The sequence below is a fragment of the Microbacterium atlanticum genome, from assembly GCF_015277815.1.
GTDB classification, from domain to species: Bacteria; Actinomycetota; Actinomycetes; order Actinomycetales; family Microbacteriaceae; genus Microbacterium; species Microbacterium atlanticum.
On record NZ_CP063813.1, the window covers coordinates 1,266,187 to 1,286,383 of the forward strand.

The window sequence follows — 20,197 nt, forward strand, 5'->3', positions numbered from 1 at the left end:
GAGGGGGTGGCACATGGCTTTCTTCGGCGTTGACTCGACGCTTCCCCCGGTGAGCCCGGATGCCGCCGCCACCGGCACACGCCGTCCCCATCCGTCGGCACCGATACCGGTGCAGGGCCCGTCCGTGGGCAGCAACATCCGTGTGCCGCTCGGCGAGAGCGGATCGGACGCCTTCCCCCTGATCCTCGGCGCGGCCGAGTTCGGCTGGACCGTCGATCTCGAGTCCAGCCACGCGATCCTCGACGCGTACGCCGAGCTCGGCGGCAACGCGGTGCACACCGCCGACAGCTACTCGAGCGGCCGCAGCGAGCACATCCTCGGGCAGTGGCTGCACTCGCGGGGCCTCCGCGACGACATCGTGCTGACGGTCCGTGTGGGCGGTCACGCCGACAATCCGGGGCTCGGCCCGGTGAATCTCATCCGCGCGGTCGAGGCGTCGCTGAAGCGGCTGCGCACCGACCGGATCGATGTCCTCTCCCTCGATGCCACGACCGACCCCGGCTCGTCGCTGGAAGACACGCTCGCCACGGCCGAGTGGCTCGTCGACACCGGCAAGGTGCGGGCCCTCGGCGCCTACGGGTACACCGCGGCGCAGCTGGTGGAGGCGCGCATCCTCTCGTCCGCGGGCTACCCGCGCATCACCGTGCTCGACGTCCCGTTCAACGTGCTGCGCCGCCATGAGTTCGACGCGGACCTCCGCCTCGTCGCCGGCGCCCAGGCGATGGCCGTCACGCCGTCGCACGCCCTCGAGCACGGATTCCTGGCGGGGCGGCAGCGTTCGAAGATCCGCGGCGCGCTCTCGGTGCGCGGCGCCCAGCTGGCGGCGAACCTCAACCGTCGTGGCAGCCGCACGCTGCGCGCTCTCGACGCGGTCGGCGCCGACCTCGGCGTCCCCGACGCGGCGGTGGCGGTCGCGTGGCTCCTGGCTCAGCGGCTCGTGACCGCCCCGATCGTGAACGCCTACGCGCCGCAGCACGTCGAGGAGCTCGTGCAGGGTGTCGGGGTGCGGCTCAGCCGCTCGCAGCTGGCCGACATCGGCCGGGCCGCAGAGTAGTCGCGCGCCTCCGGCGCGGCGTCCCGACTCGTACACAGCCCCGTAGCCGGCCTGCGCCGGTGTCGTAGGGTGGAAGGGTGCCGTCCCCCGGCACGCGACCCCCGACGGAGTGAGCTGCGTGACGCACTACATCTACCTCGTGCGGCATGGTGAGCATCAGGATGCCGAGCACGGTCTCATCGACGGACCCCTCTCGCCGCGCGGGCGCCGGCAGGCGTCGCTGCTGGCGGATCGACTCTCCGGGGTGCCGTTCGATGCCGTGTGGCATTCGCCTCTCGAGCGAGCCAGCCAGACGGCGCGCGCCGTCTCGGAGAGGATGCCGTCGGTGGCTCCCGAGCCGTCGGCGCTCCTCTTCGACTGCGTGCCCACGGGCATGACCGCCGATACGCCGACGGTGTTCGAGCCGTTCTTCGGCTCGGTCACCGAGGCCGAGGTCGACGCGGGGCGCGCCCAGATGGCCGACGCGGTGAGCGAGTACCTGGTCCGCAAGCGCGGCGAGGTGCACGAGCTGCTCATCACGCACAACTTCGTGATCGCGTGGTTCGTGCGCGAGGTGCTGCAGGCGCCCGACTGGCGTTGGATGACCCTCAATCAGGCGCACTGCGGCCTCACCGTCATCGCGCAGAAGCAGGGGCGTCCGTGGACGCTGCTGTCGCACAACGACATGGCGCACCTGCCTGTCGAGCTGCGCACCGGACTGCCCGAGGTCTACCCCGTCTGAGGCGCGCCCGTCACAGCGCCTTGCCGTACCACCGGGTGGCGTTCGGGTTGTCGTTGTAGGGATCGATCGGTGCAAAACCGGTGCTGGCGTACAGCGCTCCCGCCGCCTCCAGCGAGTGGTGGGTGTCCAGCACGAGCTCGGCCGCCCCGAACTCACGCGCGCGGCGCTCCAGGTCCTCCACGAGCAGGCGACCCCAGCCGCGGCCCCGCGCAGCCGGGCGCAGGTACAGGTGCTTGAGCTCGTAGCGCATGCCGAGCGATCCGGGGGAGATGCGACGGATGCCGCCGCAGCCCTGCGCCGCGCCCTCGTCGTCGTCCAGCACGACGAAGACGCCGGCGGGCGGGACGAATGCCGCCGGGTCGGGGAAGGTCGTGCGGTACGACACGTCCATGAGCGCGAATCCCTCGGTGCGCGCGCGGAAGTAGTCGGCGAGGAGCTCGTGCGCGTCGGGGGCGTCGGCACGGCAGGAGCGCAGGGTCACCACCCCTCCAGCGTAGGCGTGCGCGGCTCGTCACCCGCCCGGCCCGGGCAGGAGGGCGCGCCTAGGATGGAGACATGACGACACGCGTGGCCATCGTCGGCGGCACCGGGAAGCTCGGCGGCATCATCCGCGAGGTCGTCGAGGCGGAGCCGGGGTTCGAGCTGACGACCGTGCTCTCCTCCCGCTCGGAGCTGTCCGAGCTCGAGGGCGCCGACCTCGTGGTGGACGCGTCCACCCCCGCGGTCTCGATCGACGTCGTCCGCGCCGCCATCGAACGGGGGATCAACGTGCTCGTGGGCACGTCCGGGTGGTCTGCCGAGCGCATCGCCCTGGTGCGACCCCTGGTGGAGGCCGCAGGAACCGGTGCCGTGTTCATCCCGAACTTCTCCATCGGCTCGGTGCTCGGCTCTGCGCTGGCTGCCGCGGCCGCCCCGTTCTTTCCGTCGATCGAGATCGTCGAGGCCCACCGTGAGACGAAGATCGACTCGCCCAGCGGCACGGCCGTGCGCACGGCCGAGCTGATCGCCACCGCGCGACAGGGCGTCGGCCCCGTCGAATCGCCGCACGTCGACCAGCGCGCACGCGGACAGCAGGTCGCAAGCGTTCCGGTCCACTCGCTGCGTCGCCCGGGCGTGATCGCGCGGCAGGAGACCCTTCTGTCGGGTCCGGGCGAGACGCTCACGATCGTGCACGACACCTCCGAGCCGGCGGCGGCCTACGGCCCGGGCATCCGGCTCGCGCTCGCAGCGGCGCGCGACGCGTCGGGCGTGACGATCGGGCTGGACAGCCTGATGGACATCGGGGTCGGACGGCCGGCGACGCAGGCGGAAGGTCGTCCCCTCGATGAGGGCGGCGTCACCGGGCAGGTCGCCCGCGCCACCTCCGCATGAGCGCGCGCATCGGCGTCGCCGTCATGGCGGTGCTTCTGGCGCTGTACATCGCGCTGGTCGCACAGCGTGCCTGGCTCCTGCTCACCAGCGGTGAGGGCGTGGGCGTCGCCATCGGGATGGCCCTCGTGGTGCTGCCCGTCATCGCCGCGTGGGCGCTCGGTCGTGAGCTGTGGTTCGGCGTGCGGGCAGGGCAGCTCGGGCGTCGTCTCGAGGCCGAAGGCGGCCTGCCCGACGAGGAGGTCGCGGTGTTCCCGAGCGGACGTGTGGTCCGCGAGGATGCGGATGCGGTCTTCCCCCGATACCGTGAAGCGGCGCACGCGCATCCCGACGACTGGCGGGTCTGGTTCCGTCTCGGCCTCGCCTACGACGCCGCGGGCGATCGCCGTCGTGCGCGAGAGGCGATCCGCAGGGCGATCCGCCTCGAGTCGGCCGAGCGGTCCCGCTGACCCCGTCGCCCTGTCAGCCTGCCGCCGGCACCGCGGCGGCCACGGCCTCCTCGACGGTGGGGTGGGCGAACTTGAAGCCGGACGCGGTCAGCGCGGCGGGCACGACGTGCGCGTCTGCGGTGAGGATCGCCTCCGTCGCAGCGGTGCCGAGCACGAGCTTCATGCCCCAGACCGGGGCGGGCACGAGGAAGGGCCGGTTCATGCGCACCGCCAGCGCGAATCCGAGGTCGTTGGCGGCCGCTCGAGTCGGGCCGCTGAGGTTGACCGGTCCGGTCAGTCGCCGGTCGAGGACGTGGCGGATGGCGCGCACCTCATCCTCCAGCGAGATCCACGGCCACACCTGGGTGCCCGTGCCGATGGGCCCGCTCACTCCGAGCCGCGTCAGCAGCAGCAGCGGCTTGAGGACGCCGTCGGCGTGCACCACGGGGGCCGTGCGCAGCAGCGAGACGGCCGCCTCGGGTCCCGCGCCGAGCGCCGCCGCCTCCCACTCGCCGACGAGGTCCGCCAGGAACGACTCGCCGCGCGGCGCATCCTCGGTGAGCCGCGCCCCCGGCGCCGTGCCGTAGTAGCCCACAGCGGAGGCCGATACGAAGTGCGGGGCATCCGTTCCGAGTTCTCGGACAGCCCGCGCCAGTGCGCGTGTCGGGGTGATCCGCGACCACAGCAGGGTGGACTTGTAGGACGTCGTCCACGGGAAGCGCCCGATGCTGGCGCCATTGAGCCCCACCACGGCGTCCGCACCTTCCAGCACCGCCGGGTCGAGCGGCTCGTCGGCCGTCAGCCACTCGATCTCGCCGGCATCCGCGGCAGGACGGCGCACGAGCGTGACGACCTCGACGCCGTCTGCGCGCAGACTCTCGACGAGTGCCCCGCCGATCAGTCCTGAGGCGCCGGCGACGACCACTCTGATCCGGGCCGTGCCGGCGTCGGCCGGCCTGGGGGATTCAGGCAAGCGTGGCCTCGATGGTGATCTCCACACCGGCCAGCGCCTGCGAGACCGGGCAGCCGGCCTTCGCCTCCTGCGCGATCCGCTCGAAGTCCTCGGGTTCGATGCCCGGCACGACGGCGTTGACGTTGAGGTGGCTGCCGGTGATCCCGGTGCCGGGCTTGAACGTCACCGACGCGGTCGTGTCGATCGACTCCGGCGGCGTCCCGTTCTCGGCGAGGGCCAGGGAGAACGCCATGCTGAAGCACGACGAGTGCGCGGCGGCGATCAGTTCCTCGGGTGTCGTGATCGAGGTGGACCCCTCGCTGCGCGCCTTCCAGTTGACCGGGTAGGTGCCGAGGCCTGAGGACACGAAGGTGGTCTCTCCGGAACCGTCGAACAGTCCGCCCTTCCAGGCGGTGGTCGCTTCGCTGGTGACGGTCATGGGGGCCTCCTCGCTCGCGGTGCACCTGCGTCGCAGGCGTCACGCGTCAGCCTAATCAAGACGGATGGCGCGCCGCGACGTCGCGCGTGGGGCGGGACGTGTCAGGCGGCGGCCACGCGGGCGCGGCCCACGAGGCCCGCCCGCTGCAGCAGCAGGTAGAGCTGACAGCCGAGGCAGAGGCCGAAGAGCGCGTTGAGGAAGGCCGCCACGAACGCGGCCGCGGCGCCGATCGTGAGCGACCACGGCACGCCGGCGAGGTGCAGCACCAGGCCGATCGTCACCACGAGGAGCCCCACGCCCTGCGCGAAACGCGGCGGCCGGGAGTCTTCGAGCTCGGCGGGCGGCGTCAGGCGAGGAGCGACGAGCGTGCGGAAGAGGACGGCCCAGGGCGCCGACCGCGGCGAGAGGACCCCCCACAGGAACAGCAGGGCGACGGCGGCGAGGAGGAGGAAGGCGGGATCGAGTGCCCGCTGGGCGAGCGTCGCCGCCGGCAGGACGAAGCTGCCGGCGACGCCGCTGACGGAGCCTTCGCCGGTGTCGGGGTCCACGAGGCCGATGAGCCCCGCCCCGCCGGGCCACCGCGCCGTCGAGAGGCCCGTGAGACCGAGGAAGACGCCGGCGAGGAGGAGCACAGCGGTGAGGCCGGCCGCGAAGCGGGGACCGCGGGGATCGATTCCGCGCGAGCGCGCAGCAGGCGCTGCGTCAGACATTCGCGTCCTCTGAGATCAGTCGTTTCAGCTCGAGCTCCAGGACGTCGCGGCCGGGTGCCCCGCCGAAGCGCGTCTGCACCACGCCGTGCCGGTCCAGCACGAGGGTGGTGGGGGTCTGCAGCACGTGGAAGTGCTTGGCGATGTCGGGGCGATGCGTGAGGTCGACATCGAGGTGCCGCACGCCGGGGTGATCGTCGGCGATGGCGGCAAGGGTGCGGTGCACTCCGGGACAGCGAGCGCACATCTCGGTGCTGAACTGCAGCAGCGTGGCCACTTCCCCCAGACCGTCGGCACCCAGGCGGTGGGGCTCGACCACCTCGTGGTCGACGTTGCGGCGGGCGCGGACTTGTCGCCAGTTCAGGTACGCGCCCAGCGCGATCGTCGCCGCGAGGAGCACGGCGAGTGCGATGAGGGCGCCGAGGACGGTCACAGCAGAACAGGCTAACCCCTTTCAGCTGAATAGAGGACCGATCCACGCCACATGACGAACCGCTCGCCGCATCCGGTGCGGGTCGATCCGCCGGCGGGCGCGACGGCGCGGGTATCGTGGCAGCCGTGACGACGCCGATCGCGACCCCGTACGAGGACCTCCTGCGAGACGTGCTGGACAACGGCACGCATAAGGACGACCGCACCGGCACGGGCACGACGAGCGCCTTCGGCCGCCAGATCCGCTTCGATCTCGCGCAGGGCTTTCCGCTCGTGACCACCAAGCGCGTCCACTTCAAGTCGATCGCCTACGAGCTGCTGTGGTTCCTGCGCGGCGAGTCGAACGTCGCGTGGCTGCAGCAGAACGGCGTGACGATCTGGGACGAGTGGGCCGACGCGGACGGTGAGCTCGGCCCCGTCTACGGCGTGCAGTGGCGATCGTGGCCGACCCCGGCGGGCGAGCACATCGACCAGATCGCGCTCGTGCTGGACCAGATCCGTGCCGATCCCGATTCCCGGCGGCTCATCGTGTCGGCCTGGAACCCCGCGGACATCCCGGACATGGCGCTGGCGCCCTGCCACGCGATGTTCCAGTTCTACGTCGCCGACGGCCGGCTGTCGTGCCAGCTGTACCAGCGCAGCGCAGACCTCTTCCTCGGCGTCCCCTTCAACATCGCCTCCTACGCGCTGCTCACCCTGATGATGGCGCAGCAGGCCGGCCTCGAACCGGGCGATTTCGTCTGGACGGGCGGCGACTGCCACATCTACGACAACCACGTCGACCAGGTGCGCGAGCAGCTGACGCGCGAACCGTACCCGTACCCGACGCTGCGCATCGCGCGCACGCCCGACTCGATCTTCGACTACCGCTACGAGGACTTCGTGCTCGAGGGCTACCAGCACCACCCCGCGATCCGCGGCGCCGTCGCGGTATGAGCGCCGTCGCGCCGCCGCGCCCCGTGGGCCTCATCTGGGCCGAGGCCCGCGATCGCGTCATCGGAGCCGACGGCGGCATGCCGTGGCACGTGCCGGAGGATCTTGCGCATTTCAAGCAAGCGACGCTCGGTGCGCCGGTGGTGATGGGCAGGCGCACGTGGGAGTCGTTCCCGGCGCGGTTCCGCCCCCTGCCGGGACGGCGCAACATCGTCGTGACGCGCCGCGAGGAGTGGACGGATGCCGGCGCCGAGCGCGCGTCGTCCCTCGAAGCCGCCCTCGCGCTGGCGGCGGAGGGCGACCCGCAGCGGATCTGGGTGATCGGCGGCGGGGAGCTCTTCCGCGAGGCGATCGGGCGGGCCGACCTCCTGGAGGTCACGGAGTTCGACCTGGCGGTACCCGGCGACACGACCGCCCCGGAGCGCGCGGACTGGACCCCCGCGCGGATCGACCCCGCGCACGGCTGGCACACATCGAGCTCGGGCATCTGCTACCGGTTCCTGACGCTCGTCCGAGACCCGGTCGCAGACGCGTGAGCATGGCGAAGACCGCTCTCATCACGGGTGCGAGCTCGGGCCTGGGCGCCGAGTACGCCCTGCAGCTCGCGGCCAAGGGCGCCGATCTTGTGCTCGTGGCGCGCGACCGCACCGCGCTGGAGGCCCTCGCCTCGCGGCTGCGCACGGTCTACGGCGTCGAGGTCGAGGTGCTCGCGGCGGATCTGCTGAAGCCGCGCCAGCGGGATCGCGTGATCGAACGGGTCGCCGACGAGAGCCGCCCCATCGAGATCCTCGTCAACAACGCCGGCTTCGGGCTGCCCCTCGCCTTCGAGCGCAACGACATCGCCGACGAGGTCCGCCACCTGCGCCTCCACGTCGACGTGCCCATGCGCCTCACGCACGCGGCGCTGGGCGGCATGCTCGCGCGCGGGCACGGGCGCATCATCAACGTGGCGTCGGTCGCGGCGTTCATCCCGCGCTCGACGTACGGGGCGTGCAAAGGGTGGCTGGTCAGCTTCAGCCGCTGGGCCAACGGCCGGTACGGTGCGCGCGGGGTCACCGTGACGGCGGTCTGCCCCGGCTACACTCACACGAACTTCCACGAGCGGGCGGGCCTGCCTCCCGGACAGGAGGGCGTGCCGGACTGGATGTGGCTGGACGCGCGTGACGTGGTGGCCGCCTCACTGCGCGACGCCGCCCGTGGGGTGGCCGTCTCGGTTCCGTCGCTGCGCTACCGGGCACTCGTCGCGGCGGCGCGGTTCGCACCGCCGTCCCTGGCTGCCCGCATCGGCGAGCGCGGGCGCTGACACCGGCGCATGCGGCCCGAGCCCTCCGGCACGCGGCGGTCGCGGCATCCGGATAACCTGAGAGCATGACGCATACGGGCAACCCCTTCGGACAGGTGCTCGTCGCGCTCGTCACCCCCATGACGGCCGACGGCGAGGTCGACTGGCCCGCCGTCGAGAAGCACATCGACGACGTCATCACCGCCGGCGCCGACGGCATCGTCGTGACCGGGACCACGGGGGAGACATCCACCCTCACCGATGCCGAGAAGATCCGCCTGGTCGAGGTCGGGAAGGACGTGGCGGCCGGACGCGCCAAGATCATCACCGGCGGCGGCTCCAACGAGACCGCGCACGCGATCGAGCTCTACAAGGCCAGCGAGAAGGTCGGTGCCGACGGCATCATGATCGTCACGCCGTACTACAACAAGCCCACCCAGGCGGGCATCCTCACGCACTTCCGGCTCGTCGCCGATGCGACCGATCTGCCGGTGATCCTGTACGACATCCCCGGGCGCACCGGCGTGCCGATCCGCTACGAGACGATCCTGCGGCTCGCCAAGCACCCGAACATCCTCGCGATCAAGGACGCCAAGGGCGACTTCAGCGAGGTCAGCCGCGTGCTCAACCAGACCGACCTGATGTACTTCTCCGGCGACGACGCCAACGTCCTCCCGCACCTGGCGATCGGGGCGACCGGCCTCATCGGTGTCACCGCCAACATCGCCGCGCAGCCCTACCGCGTGATCGTGGACGCCGTGAACCGCGGCGACCTGGCGGCGGCGACAGCGGCTCACAAGCAGCTGGAGCCCCTCGTGCGCGCCGTCATGACGCATGTGCCGGGAACCGTCTCGGCGAAGTACATCCTGCACGGCCTCGGCCGCATCGGCAGCCCGCGCGTGCGCCTGCCGCTGGTGGGGCCCGAGGAGTGGGAGGCGGCGAAGATCGAGGACGAGCTCGCCCTGGTGTCGGGCGTTCCCGGCGCCGACTTCTCCAACTTCCGGCCCGACCGCAACGCCGCCGCCGGCGGCGCGCTGCCGAAGGTGTCGGGCACCACCAGATGACCACGGCGCCGGCAGCCTGCGTGGCGGCGGCGTCCGGAGCGAGCGGATGCCGCCGCCCGGCCGCCCGCCTCACGGACGCCGTCCGCTCGACACGATGAGACAACCGCGCCGCTGAACGCGGCGCTCCAACGCAGCTGGAGGAGCGACATGCCCACCACCCCGTACGATCCCCCCGAGCTGGAAGCGGGCACCCTCCGGATCGTGCCGCTCGGCGGTCTCGGCGAGGTCGGCCGCAACATGACCGTCTTCGAGTACGGCGGCAAGCTGCTGATCGTCGACTGCGGTGTGCTGTTCCCCGAGGAGCACCAGCCCGGCGTCGACCTCATCCTCCCGGACTTCGAGCCGATCAAGCAGCGCCTCGACGACATCGTCGGGGTGGTGCTCACCCACGGTCACGAGGACCACATCGGCGCCGTGCCGTACCTGCTCAAGCTCAAGAGCGACATCCCGATCATCGGCTCCGGGCTCACGCTCGCCCTCACCGAGGCGAAGCTGAAGGAGCATCGGATCAAGCCCTACAGCCTCACGGTGGCCGAGGGGCAGCGCGAGAGCCTGGGGCCGTTCGACCTGGAGTTCGTCGCCGTCAACCACTCCATCCCCGACGCCCTCGCCGTCGCGATCCGCACGCCGGCGGGCCTCGTGCTCGCGACGGGCGACTTCAAGATGGACCAGCTGCCGCTGGACGGCCGCCTCACCGACCTGCGCGCGTTCGCTCGGCTCGGCGAGGAAGGCGTCGACCTCTTCCTCGTCGACTCGACCAACGCCGACGTGCCGGGGTTCACGCCGCTCGAGCGCTCGATCGGCCCCGTGCTGGACCAGGTGATCGGCAAGGCTCCCCGCCGGGTCATCGTCGCGAGCTTCTCCAGTCACGTCCACCGCGTGCAGCAGGTGCTCGATGCCGCAGCCGCCCACGGCCGTCGCGTCGCGCTCCTCGGGCGCAGCATGGTGCGCAACATGTCGATCGCCGAGGAGCTCGGCTACCTGCACGTGCCGGAGAACGTGCTGATCGACTACAAGAAGGCGCGGGACCTCCCGGACGACCGGATCGTCTACATGTCGACCGGATCTCAGGGCGAGCCCATGGCCGTGCTCAGCCGCATGGCGAACCTGGACCACGCGATCGAGCCGGGTCCGGGCGACACCGTCATCCTCGCCTCGAGCCTCATCCCCGGCAACGAGAACGCCGTCTACCGGGTCATCGACGGGCTCACCAAGCTCGGCGCCAACGTCGTGCACAAGGGCAACGCCAAGGTGCACGTCTCGGGTCACGCGGCGGCCGGCGAGCTGCTCTACTGCTACAACATCCTGAAGCCGCGCAACGTGCTGCCCGTGCACGGCGAGTACCGCCACCTCATGGCCAACGCCCGCCTGGCCCAGGACACCGGCATCGCCCCCGAGCGCACCCTGCTCGCCGAGAACGGCACGGTGATCGACCTCAAGGACGGCGATGCGCGCGAGGTCGGGCAGCTCGACCTCGGCTTCGTGTACGTCGACGGCTCGACGGTGGGCGAGATCACGGACGCCGACCTGAAGGATCGCCGGATCCTCGGCGAGGAGGGATTCATCTCGGTGATCGTCGTGGTCGACGCCGCCACGGGCAAGGTCATCTCGGGACCCGAGATCCACGCCCGCGGCTTCGCCGAGGACGACCGCGTCTTCGACAGCGTCAAGCCGAAGATCGCCGCCGCGCTCGCCGAGGCCGCCAAGTCCGGCGTGCGCGACCAGCACGCGCTGTCGCAGGTGGTGCGGCGCACGATCGGCCGCTGGGTGAACCAGTCGCTGCGCCGCCGGCCGATGATCGTCCCGCTCGTGATCGAAGCGTAGCGAGATCACCGACGGGCGGAGCATCGAAGCGTAGCGAGATCACCGACGGGCGGAGCATCGAAGCGTAGCCCGCCCGTAACACGGTTGGCCGTACGATCGGCGTCGTGGCATCCTCTTTCCGCGTCCGTCCCGCTGTGCCGGCGGACGGCTCGTTCCTCGGCGACATGGTGGTCGAGGCGGCGAACTGGCGTCAGGGCGGCGCACGGCCCCGCCATGAGGTGATCGGCGGCGACGAGCACGGGCGCTATGTCGCGGGGTGGATGCGGCCGGGCGACGCCGGGTTCGTCGCGGAGACGGCGGCGGGCGAGCCGATCGGCGCGGCGTGGTACCGGCTCCTTCCTCGCAGCGATCCGGGCTTCGGCTACGTCGGCACGGGGGTTCCGGAGCTCATCATCGGGGTCAAGCCCATCTGGCGCGCGCACGGCGTGGGGCGCGCCCTGCTGCAGCGTCTGTGCGAGCACGCCCGCACCCAGGGGTATGCGCGGATCAGCCTGAGTGTCGAGCGTGACAACTTCGCCACGACGCTGTACCGCAGCGAGGGCTTCGCGGTCACGCAGCGCGGTCCGGGGCGCGACACGATGGTCAAGCTCCTGCGCTGAGCACGTCCTGCGGCGGCGTGGTTGCGCTGAATTGTCGGGGTCCCCGCCTACCGTGGAGGGATGGCCAGGAGCACTAGCCCGACCAAGGGGTCGCGTGCGTCTTCGAGCGCGTCCGGGAACGCGCGTTCCGGCGCGTCGTCGACGGCCCGCAAGCCCGCCGCCGCCAAACCGGCACCCGCACCCAAGCGCTACGTCGGCGACGACGACCGTCCGCCGCTCATCGTGCGTGCGTGGATGGGGCTGGCGCACGGCACGGGCGGTCTGTTCCGGGCGTTCGGTCCGGAGTCGCTCGAGAAGGAGCAGCGCCGCGACGGCTTCCCGTTCCTGCTGGTGCTGCTGGCGATCGCCGGCGCCGTCAACGAGTGGTTCTTCATCGGCAGCGACGTGGCCAAGACGATCAGCGCCTACACCGTCGGGGGACTGATCGGCCGCGAGGCCTTCGTGCTGCCCGTCCTCCTGCTCCTCCTCGCCGGGTGGATGTTCCGGCATCCCTCATCGGTGCATGACAACGGGCGCGTGGGTATCGGGTTCGGTCTGCTCATCCTCACGATCGCCGGATTCTGCCACGTGGCCGGCGGCCGTCCGCAGCCCAACGAGGGGCTTCCGGCGCTCAGCGAGGCGGGCGGGCTCTTCGGCTGGATGGTGGGCGAGCCGCTCGCGCTCGTGCTCACCGATGTCGGCGCCTACATCGTGCTGTCGCTGCTGGCGGTGCTCAGCGTCCTCATCATCACCAAGACGCCTCCCAATCGCATCGGGCGCCGGCTGGGCGAGCTGTACGCGTGGATGTTCGGGGCCGAGCCTCGGGAGCAGAAGACGACGGATGCCTCCGCCGATGCTGCAGAGGACGACGAGGGCGACCCTGCCCTGCCGTGGTGGCGCCGCAACAAGACCGGCCGCGAGACCGACCCCGGCGACGAGGGGCTCGGCTCGGACGACCTCACCGCGCTCTTGCCGCCCGGCTCCGTGGAAGGCGGCTTCGAGCAGGCGATGGCCCCGCCGGTGCCGCCGGCAGCCACCGACGACCTCACCGAGGTCATCGACCCCGCCGTGCTGTCGGCCGCGAAGGCCGCCACCTCCTCCCGCACCTCCCTGCGCGACGACGCCGAGACGGCGGAGGACGACGGAGCCCTTCCGGGCCTGGACGGCATCGGATCGCCCACCGCGGTGGACTCGCCCTCGGCCCCCTACCGCCTGCCGTCGGTGCACTCGCTCGCCGCCGGATCGCCGCATGTCGCCCGCTCGCAGGCGAACGACGACACGGTGCGCGCCATCACGAGCGTGCTGGACCAGTTCGGGGTGGACGCGCGCGTCACCGGCTTCTCGCGTGGACCGACCGTCACGCAGTACGAGATCGAGCTGGGACCGGGCGTGAAGGTGGAGCGCATCACGGCGCTGACCAACAACATCGCCTACGCCGTGGCCTCCAACGAGGTCCGCATCCTGGCGCCGATCCCCGGCAAGAGCGCGATCGGCGTGGAGATCCCGAACACCGACCGCGAGATCGTGACTCTGGGCGACGTGCTCCGCTCGGCGGCGGCGACCAACCAGACCCATCCGATGACCATCGGCGTCGGCAAGGACGTCGGTGGCGGCTACGTCGTCGCCAACCTCGCGAAGATGCCGCACCTTCTCGTGGCCGGCTCGACCGGCTCCGGAAAGTCGAGCTTCGTCAACTCGATGATCACGAGCCTGCTCATGCGGGCCAAGCCCGCCGACGTGCGGATGGTGCTCATCGACCCGAAGCGCGTGGAGCTCACGTCGTACGCCGGCGTGCCGCATCTCATCACGCCCATCATCACGAACCCGAAGAAGGCGGCCGAGGCGCTGCAGTGGGTCGTGAAGGAGATGGACATGCGGTACGACGACCTGGCGTCGTTCGGCTTCCGTCACATCGATGACTTCAACAAGGCGGTCGTCGCGGGTGAGATCACGCTCCCGCCGGGCAGCGAGCGGGTCCTGAAGCCGTACCCCTACCTGCTCGTGGTGGTCGACGAGCTCGCCGACCTCATGATGGTCGCCCCGCGCGACGTCGAGGACTCGATCGTGCGCATCACCCAGCTGGCCCGCGCGAGCGGCATACACCTCGTCCTTGCCACGCAGCGACCCTCCGTGGACGTCGTCACGGGACTCATCAAGGCCAACGTGCCTTCTCGTCTGGCCTTCGCCGTCACCAGCGTCACCGACTCCCGCGTGATCCTCGACCAGCCGGGTGCCGATCGGCTGATCGGGCAGGGCGACGGACTGTTCCTGCCCATGGGGGCCTCCAAGGCCCTCCGGGTGCAGGGGGCGTGGGTCAGCGAGAGGGAGATCGAGGCCGTGGTCGCGCACGTCACGGCTCAGGCGCGCCCCGAGTACCGCGCCGACGTGCAGGCAGCCGCCGAGAAGAAGGAGATCGACGCCGACATCGGCGACGACCTCGAGCTCCTCCTCGCCGCCGCCGAACTCGTCGTCTCGAGCCAGTTCGGGTCGACGTCCATGCTTCAGCGCAAGCTCCGCGTCGGCTTCGCGAAGGCCGGCCGCCTCATGGACCTCCTCGAATCGCGCGAGATCGTCGGTCCCTCCGAGGGCTCCAAGGCCCGCGACGTGCTGGTCACCGTCGAGCAGCTGCCGTCGGTGCTCGCTCGCCTGCGTGGCGAGGACGTCCCCGACGAGGCAGCCGCAGCGCCGCCTCCTGTCGCGGACGACCCCTATGGGACGGATGCCGTCGCCACGCAGTACGACCGATACCCCGTCGTCGACGGCGATGAGGGCTCGGAAGACGCGTGGGGGCTCACCGGGCGCGACTGACGGCGGCGTCTCGTCCCGGCGGACTGGTCCGCGCCGATAGGCTCTGGGCCATGGCGATCCCGCGGCAGCTTCCGAACGCGATCACGATCGTGCGCATCCTGTGCGCACCGGTGTTCCTTTGGATGCTGCTCGCCGACGGCGGCGCCGACGGCCCGCTGCGCTGGTGGGCCGCCGCGCTGTTCATCGTGGCCATCGCGACCGACGGCATCGACGGCTACCTGGCACGCAGGCATGACATCGTCTCCGATCTCGGCAAGCTGCTCGATCCGATCGCCGACAAGGTGCTGACGGGTTTCGCGTTCATCGGCCTGTCGATCCTCGGGGAGTTGCCGTGGTGGGTCACGATCATCGTCCTGGTGCGCGAGGTCGGGATCACCGTCTACCGTTTCGCGGTGGTCAGTGACCATGTGCTGGCGGCGGCGTGGATGGGCAAGCTCAAGACGCTCGCGCAGGGCGTCGCCCTGTCGCTGGCATTGCTTCCACTGTGGACGCTCGTCGGCGAATGGATCTTCTGGGTGAACGGCGTCACCATGGCGATCGCCGTGATCCTCACGATCGCCAGCGGCATCGATTACGTCGTCAGCGAGGTGCGCGGCGCCCGCGCGAGGCGGGGGAGCGCGTGAGCGGCGCGGCGCCCGACCACGGCACGACCTCCACCCTGGCCGAGAAGGCTGTCGCGGTGCTCCGCGCGCTCGACGCGCGAGGCTGGTCCGTCACGGCGGCCGAGTCGCTCACCGGCGGACGGGTGACGGCCACGCTCGTCGACGTGCCCGGCGCCTCCGCGAGCGTGCGGGGAGGGATCGTCGCGTACGCCTCGGATCTCAAGACCAGTGCGCTCGGAGTCGAGGCCGACCTGCTGGCAGCCCGCGGCGCCGTCGACCCGGCCGTCGCGGAGCAGATGGCGCGGGGCGTGCGGCGCGTCCTCCGGGCGGATGTGGGCCTGGCCACCACAGGGGTCGCCGGTCCCGATCCGCAGGATGGCCGGCCGGTCGGCACCGTCTTCGTCGCCGTCTCGACGCCCGAGACGACCGTCGTGACGTCGCTGTCCCTGACCGGTACACGCGACGAGATCCGCAACGGCGCGGTGCTCGGAGTGCTGGACCTGGCGCTCCGGCTGCTGTGAGGTCACGACTCGGGAACAGACGGTGTTTCGTCTCGGTTACATTCGGTGATTCCCACCCGATGCCCAGCGCGCAGGGTTAGATTGGCATCATCCGGTGCTGTACTGTTGTCCACCCGGACACCGCGGAATCTGAAGTGAGGAGGGGGCCAAAATGATCCTGGTACGTCAAGAGATCGGCGAAGTGCTTCGTGATTTCCGCCAGCAGAAGGGGCGCACCCTCCGCCAGGTCGCGAGCCGCGCCAGCGTCGCGCTGGGCTACCTCAGCGAGGTCGAGCGCGGACAGAAGGAAGCCTCCAGCGAGATCCTCGCCTCCGTGGCCGAAGCGCTCGACGTCCCCATCTCGACCATCATGCGCGAGGTCGGCGACCGCATTTCGGTGCTCGAGGGACTGCAGACGTTCCCCGATGTCGTCCCCGACGACCTGGTGGCCTCGGTCGACGCCGAGCTGTCGCTGCGCTGATCCGCTTCGGCTGAGTATTCGCAATCGCACGCACGCATGCGCCGTAGTGAGTTCCACCGCGCCGTCTCAGACGAGTTCGGAGCGCGCGCCGGCGCCGTGGTGACCGATCTCGTCCTGTCCGCCGTCGGCGGACGCACGGCGGCGGACGCGATCGCTGCGGGGGTCGATCCCCGCGAGGTGTGGCTCGCGCTCTGCGACGAGCTGGACGTTCCCGCCGAGCGGCGGTACGGCGTCGGGCGACAGCAGCTGCGGCGCCGCTGACCCGCTTCCGTGCCGGCAGCGACACGTGCCGCTCCGCGGCGTGGTTCCGCGGCGTGTCCCTCGAACCTTCGTTCGATTCGGGCGTAGGCTCCTGCACAGCAGGTGTCGAGAACGTGTTTTGCACCGATCTGAGGGGAACGAAGACCGATGTCGGAGCCCCTCCGTAGCGTGAACAACGTCGAACGACACCACACGCCTTGTCGCAGCATCCCTCCCGCCGGGTCGGAGCGCGACAGCCTACAGGCGACGGAACGCGAGCACAGAGGAGCACGTCATGCCATCACCCCTTGACCGCGAGAAGGCCCTGGAGTCGGCCCTCGCACAGATCGACCGGCAGTTCGGCAAGGGCTCGGTGATGCGCCTCGGCAGCGACGAGCGCGCGCCCGTCGAGGTCGTGCCGACCGGCTCCATCGCCCTCGACGTCGCCCTCGGCATCGGCGGCCTTCCGCGCGGCCGCATCATCGAGATCTATGGGCCGGAGTCATCGGGCAAGACGACGCTGACCCTTCACGCCATCGCCAACGTGCAGCGCGCCGGCGGCATCGCCGCGTTCGTCGACGCGGAGCACGCGCTCGACCCCGACTACGCACAGAAGCTGGGCGTCGACATCGACCAGCTGCTCGTGTCGCAGCCCGACACCGGTGAGCAGGCGCTCGAGATCGCCGACATGCTGGTGCGCTCGGGCGCCATCGACCTCGTCGTCATCGACTCCGTCGCAGCCCTCGTGCCCAAGGCCGAGATCGAGGGTGAGATGGGAGACTCGCACGTCGGTCTTCAGGCGCGGCTCATGTCGCAGGCTCTCCGCAAGCTGACCGGTGGGCTCAACCAGACCAACACCACGATGATCTTCATCAACCAGCTCCGCGAGAAGATCGGTGTGTTCTTCGGCTCGCCCGAAACCACCGCCGGCGGCAAGGCTCTGAAGTTCTACGCGTCCGTGCGGCTCGACATCCGACGCATCGAGACACTCAAGGACGGCACAGAGGCGGTCGGCAACCGCACGCGGGTGAAGGTCGTCAAGAACAAGATGGCGCCGCCGTTCAAGCAGGCGGAGTTCGACATCCTCTACGGCGTCGGCATCTCGCGTGAAGGCAGCCTCATCGACTTCGGCGTGGAGCACGGCATCGTCAAGAAGTCGGGCGCGTGGTACACCTACGACGGCGAACAGCTGGGGCAGGGCAAGGAGAACGCGCGCAACTTCCTCATCAAGAACGAGGATGTCGCCGCTGAGATCGAGTCGAAGATCAAGACGAAGCTCGGCATCGGTGTGCCCAAGGGCGCGGTTGACGGCGCGGCCGGAGACGAGCTGGCGGCGCGCCGCCCTGCGTGATGGTGCGCTTCAGCGAACCCGGGGGCGAGTCCGGCGACGGACTCGCCCCCGTGACTCCTCTCTTCCCCCGCGGCGGCGCACAGCGGCCTCACACGGCGGTGCCTCGCCCGGTGCCGCAGCGCGAGGCGGCGCCGTTCGCAGGGCCCGGGGGCTGGAACGACACCTGGGCAGACGATCCGCGCGGTGGCAAGGCCGAGGCTGCCGACGATGACGGCTACGACGGGGATGACGGGCACGGCGATGGGTACGACGCGTGCGGTGAGATCGAACGCGAGATCGCCGAGAAGACGCTGCTGAAGAAGCTCCGCACCCGCTCCCTCTCGGTGCGCGAGGCTCGCGCCGTGGTGGCCGAGCGAGGTCTCGACAACGCGGCGATCGAAGGAGTGATCGGCGCGTTCCTGCGGATGGGGTATCTGGACGATGCCAAGCTGGCCGATCAGCTGATCCATGCCGGAGTCGACCGCAAAGGACAGGGGCGCACCGTCATCGCGCAGACTCTCGCCAAGCGCGGAATCCCGCGCGGCATCGCCGACGCAGCTCTTGATGCTCTGCCTGACGACGATGCCCGTCGCGCCCTCGAGTTCGCCCGTACGAAGGCCGGATCGATGAGTGGGCTCGACCGCGACGTCGCCCTCCGTCGACTCTCCGGTCAGCTGGCCCGACGCGGCTACGGCGGCTCGGTCGCGCTGCAGGCGGCGCGCACGGCGCTCGACGAGGTCGCGCAGCCGGGTCGCCGCGTGCGCTTCGAGTAGGCGTCGTCCGCGCTCGCAGGGCCGGTCGGCTGACTCTTCGGCAGCGCTCGTAGAATGGCGGAATCATGTCTTCGCCCTCCGCAACCCCGACCCTCATCGCGCCGTCACCGGCTGCGCACGACGTCGACGGCCGGGCCCGCACCTACGAGGTGCGCACCTTCGGCTGCCAGATGAACGTGCACGACTCGGAGCGGCTCTCCGGCTCGCTCGAGAGCGCCGGCTACGTCCGCGCCGAAGCCGGCGAAGAGGCTGACGTGGTCGTCATCAACACCTGCGCGGTGCGCGACAACGCGGCCGGCAAGCTGTACGGCACCCTCGGTCACCTGAAGTCGCGCAAGGACAAGCGCGCCGGCATGCAGATCGCCGTCGGCGGCTGCCTCGCGCAGATGGACAAGGACGTCGTCCAGCAGAAGGCGCCGTGGGTCGACGTGGTGTTCGGCACCCACAACATGGGCTCCCTTCCTCGCCTCCTCGAGCGTGCCCGGCACAACGACGAGGCCGAGCTCGAGATCCTCGAGTCGCTCGAGATCTTCCCGTCCACCCTTCCCACCAAGCGCGACAGCGTGTACAGCGGCTGGGTGTCGATCTCGGTCGGCTGCAACAACACGTGCACGTTCTGCATCGTGCCGAGTCTTCGCGGCAAGGAGAAGGACCGCCGCCCCGGCGACATCCTCAACGAGATCCGGCTGCTCGTCGACGACGGCGCGATGGAGGTCACCCTCCTCGGTCAGAACGTCAACTCCTACGGCGTCGAGTTCGGCGATCGCCAGGCGTTCGGCAAACTGCTGCGCGCAGCCGGCGAGATCGAAGGACTCGAGCGGATCCGCTTCACCAGCCCGCACCCCGCCGCCTTCACCGACGACGTCATCGACGCGATGGCCGAGACGCCGGCCGTGATGCCGCAGCTGCACATGCCGCTGCAGTCCGGCAGCGACCGGATCCTCAAGGCGATGCGCAGGTCCTACCGCAGCGAGCGGTTCCTCGGCATCCTCGACCGGGTACGCGCCAGAATGCCCGACGCCGCGATCTCGACCGACATCATCGTCGGGTTCCCGGGCGAGACCGACGAGGACTTCGAAGACACGATGCGTGTCGTCGAGCAGGCCCGGTTCGCGAGCGCCTTCACCTTCCAGTACTCGATCCGCGAAGGCACCCCCGCGGCCACCATGGCCGACCAGGTGCCCAAGGAGGTCGTGCAGGCGCGCTACGAGCGCCTCGTCGCCCTGCAGGAGCGCATCTCGCTCGAAGAGAACCAGAAGCTGCTCGGCCGTGAGGTGCACCTCCTCGTCTCCACCGGTGAAGGCAAGAAGGACGCCGAGACGCACCGCCTGACCGGGCGGGCCGAAGACAACCGGCTCGTCCACTTCGAGGTTCCGGCCGGATCGGACACGCCTCGTCCGGGCGACGTGGTGTCGGTCGTCGTGACCCACGCAGCACCCTTCCACCTCCTCGCCGACGCGCCCGGCGGCGCGCCGCTGCGCATCCGCCGCACGCGGTCCGGCGACGCGTGGGACCGGGCGCAGGCGGAGTCGTGCGGCATCCCCGCCCCCGGGGCGGCGGGTTCCGCCGGCGCCCGCGCCGTGTCCCTCGGACTGCCGACGCTGCGCGTCGGCGTCTGAGGGCGCCGACGGTGCGGCGGTCCGGCGTGCTCGCGGCACCCCGAGCTGCGCTCGCAGGCGGG

General features: G+C 70.8%; 23 protein-coding genes. 18 read left to right on the forward strand and 5 right to left on the reverse strand.

Going from position 1 to position 20,197, the window contains the following annotated elements:
- The first annotated feature begins 13 nt into the window (after window positions 1-13).
- Both IR212_RS05575 and IR212_RS05580 read left to right on the forward strand, forming a co-directional pair.
- Window positions 14-1,054, forward strand: a complete 1,041-nt coding sequence (locus tag IR212_RS05575) for an aldo/keto reductase (protein WP_194397968.1) — start codon at window positions 14-16, stop codon at window positions 1,052-1,054.
- Window positions 1,055-1,172: 118 nt separating this feature from the next.
- Window positions 1,173-1,775, forward strand: coding sequence for a histidine phosphatase family protein (locus IR212_RS05580; protein ID WP_194397969.1), 603 nt, complete (start codon window positions 1,173-1,175; stop codon window positions 1,773-1,775).
- Window positions 1,776-1,785: 10 nt separating this feature from the next.
- Here the strand turns inward: IR212_RS05580 and IR212_RS05585 are convergent, their stop codons facing one another.
- On the reverse strand, window positions 1,786-2,259 hold the full coding sequence (locus IR212_RS05585) for a GNAT family N-acetyltransferase (protein ID WP_194397970.1): 474 nt from the start codon (window positions 2,257-2,259) through the stop codon (window positions 1,786-1,788).
- Between the two features lie 71 nt (window positions 2,260-2,330).
- On the opposite strand from IR212_RS05585, the gene IR212_RS05590 reads away from it, so the two are divergent.
- A complete protein-coding gene (locus IR212_RS05590; RefSeq protein ID WP_194397971.1) occupies window positions 2,331-3,146 on the forward strand; it encodes a 4-hydroxy-tetrahydrodipicolinate reductase in 816 nt (271 codons plus the stop codon).
- Entirely contained in the window at window positions 3,143-3,592 is a 450-nt protein-coding gene (locus tag IR212_RS05595; RefSeq protein ID WP_194397972.1) for a hypothetical protein, read from the forward strand. The genes IR212_RS05590 and IR212_RS05595 overlap by 4 nt, the downstream gene beginning before the upstream one ends.
- A gap of 13 nt (window positions 3,593-3,605) precedes the next feature.
- Here IR212_RS05595 and IR212_RS05600 read toward each other — a convergent pair whose 3' ends face one another.
- From IR212_RS05600 to IR212_RS05615, 4 genes are all read right to left on the reverse strand, one after another.
- Window positions 3,606-4,544 (reverse strand): TIGR01777 family oxidoreductase, encoded by a 939-nt coding sequence (locus IR212_RS05600; protein ID WP_228479500.1) that lies wholly within the window; start codon window positions 4,542-4,544, stop codon window positions 3,606-3,608.
- The gene (locus IR212_RS05605) at window positions 4,537-4,962 is read right to left on the reverse strand and encodes an OsmC family protein (protein WP_194397973.1); all 426 of its coding nucleotides are present in this window, start codon (window positions 4,960-4,962) and stop codon (window positions 4,537-4,539) included. Before IR212_RS05605 ends, IR212_RS05600 begins: the two co-directional genes overlap by 8 nt.
- A 101-nt stretch (window positions 4,963-5,063) precedes the next feature.
- The gene (locus IR212_RS05610) at window positions 5,064-5,672 is read right to left on the reverse strand and encodes a DUF4395 domain-containing protein (RefSeq protein ID WP_194397974.1); all 609 of its coding nucleotides are present in this window, start codon (window positions 5,670-5,672) and stop codon (window positions 5,064-5,066) included.
- On the reverse strand, window positions 5,665-6,102 hold the full coding sequence (locus IR212_RS05615) for a TlpA family protein disulfide reductase (protein WP_194397975.1): 438 nt from the start codon (window positions 6,100-6,102) through the stop codon (window positions 5,665-5,667). Before IR212_RS05615 ends, IR212_RS05610 begins: the two co-directional genes overlap by 8 nt.
- A gap of 125 nt (window positions 6,103-6,227) precedes the next feature.
- Between IR212_RS05615 and IR212_RS05620 the strand changes: the two genes are divergently transcribed.
- The 14 genes from IR212_RS05620 (at window position 6,228) to miaB (ending at window position 20,135) form a co-directional block, all read left to right on the forward strand.
- The gene (locus IR212_RS05620) at window positions 6,228-7,037 is read left to right on the forward strand and encodes a thymidylate synthase (protein ID WP_194397976.1); all 810 of its coding nucleotides are present in this window, start codon (window positions 6,228-6,230) and stop codon (window positions 7,035-7,037) included.
- Window positions 7,034-7,570 carry a dihydrofolate reductase gene (locus IR212_RS05625; RefSeq protein ID WP_194397977.1) on the forward strand — a complete coding sequence of 179 codons (537 nt, stop codon included), beginning with the start codon at window positions 7,034-7,036 and terminating at the stop codon, window positions 7,568-7,570. Before IR212_RS05620 ends, IR212_RS05625 begins: the two co-directional genes overlap by 4 nt.
- Before the next feature lie 2 nt (window positions 7,571-7,572).
- Complete coding sequence (locus tag IR212_RS05630; protein WP_194397978.1) at window positions 7,573-8,337, forward strand: SDR family NAD(P)-dependent oxidoreductase; 765 nt, start codon at window positions 7,573-7,575, stop codon at window positions 8,335-8,337.
- 65 nt (window positions 8,338-8,402) lie between these two features.
- Entirely contained in the window at window positions 8,403-9,380 is a 978-nt protein-coding gene (gene dapA / locus IR212_RS05635; RefSeq protein ID WP_194397979.1) for a 4-hydroxy-tetrahydrodipicolinate synthase, read from the forward strand.
- 147 nt (window positions 9,381-9,527) lie between these two features.
- Entirely contained in the window at window positions 9,528-11,204 is a 1,677-nt protein-coding gene (locus IR212_RS05640; protein WP_194397980.1) for a ribonuclease J, read from the forward strand.
- Window positions 11,205-11,308: 104 nt separating this feature from the next.
- Window positions 11,309-11,803: a GNAT family N-acetyltransferase gene (locus IR212_RS05645; RefSeq protein WP_194397981.1), complete on the forward strand. Its 495-nt coding sequence runs from the start codon at window positions 11,309-11,311 to the stop codon at window positions 11,801-11,803.
- A gap of 60 nt (window positions 11,804-11,863) precedes the next feature.
- Entirely contained in the window at window positions 11,864-14,590 is a 2,727-nt protein-coding gene (locus IR212_RS05650; RefSeq protein WP_194397982.1) for a DNA translocase FtsK, read from the forward strand.
- A gap of 50 nt (window positions 14,591-14,640) precedes the next feature.
- Window positions 14,641-15,213: a CDP-diacylglycerol--glycerol-3-phosphate 3-phosphatidyltransferase gene (pgsA, locus tag IR212_RS05655; RefSeq protein WP_194397983.1), complete on the forward strand. Its 573-nt coding sequence runs from the start codon at window positions 14,641-14,643 to the stop codon at window positions 15,211-15,213.
- Window positions 15,210-15,713 carry a CinA family protein gene (locus IR212_RS05660; RefSeq protein WP_194398758.1) on the forward strand — a complete coding sequence of 168 codons (504 nt, stop codon included), beginning with the start codon at window positions 15,210-15,212 and terminating at the stop codon, window positions 15,711-15,713. The genes pgsA and IR212_RS05660 overlap by 4 nt, the downstream gene beginning before the upstream one ends.
- A 151-nt stretch (window positions 15,714-15,864) precedes the next feature.
- Complete coding sequence (locus IR212_RS05665; RefSeq protein ID WP_109211855.1) at window positions 15,865-16,173, forward strand: helix-turn-helix domain-containing protein; 309 nt, start codon at window positions 15,865-15,867, stop codon at window positions 16,171-16,173.
- 36 nt (window positions 16,174-16,209) lie between these two features.
- Window positions 16,210-16,434, forward strand: coding sequence for a DUF3046 domain-containing protein (locus IR212_RS05670; RefSeq protein WP_194397984.1), 225 nt, complete (start codon window positions 16,210-16,212; stop codon window positions 16,432-16,434).
- Window positions 16,435-16,708: 274 nt separating this feature from the next.
- Window positions 16,709-17,764: a recombinase RecA gene (recA, locus tag IR212_RS05675; protein WP_194397985.1), complete on the forward strand. Its 1,056-nt coding sequence runs from the start codon at window positions 16,709-16,711 to the stop codon at window positions 17,762-17,764.
- A 110-nt stretch (window positions 17,765-17,874) separates the two neighbouring features.
- Window positions 17,875-18,516, forward strand: coding sequence for a regulatory protein RecX (locus tag IR212_RS05680; protein ID WP_228479501.1), 642 nt, complete (start codon window positions 17,875-17,877; stop codon window positions 18,514-18,516).
- A gap of 65 nt (window positions 18,517-18,581) precedes the next feature.
- Window positions 18,582-20,135, forward strand: a complete 1,554-nt coding sequence (miaB, locus tag IR212_RS05685) for a tRNA (N6-isopentenyl adenosine(37)-C2)-methylthiotransferase MiaB (protein ID WP_194397987.1) — start codon at window positions 18,582-18,584, stop codon at window positions 20,133-20,135.
- The last annotated feature ends 62 nt before the right edge of the window (window positions 20,136-20,197 follow it).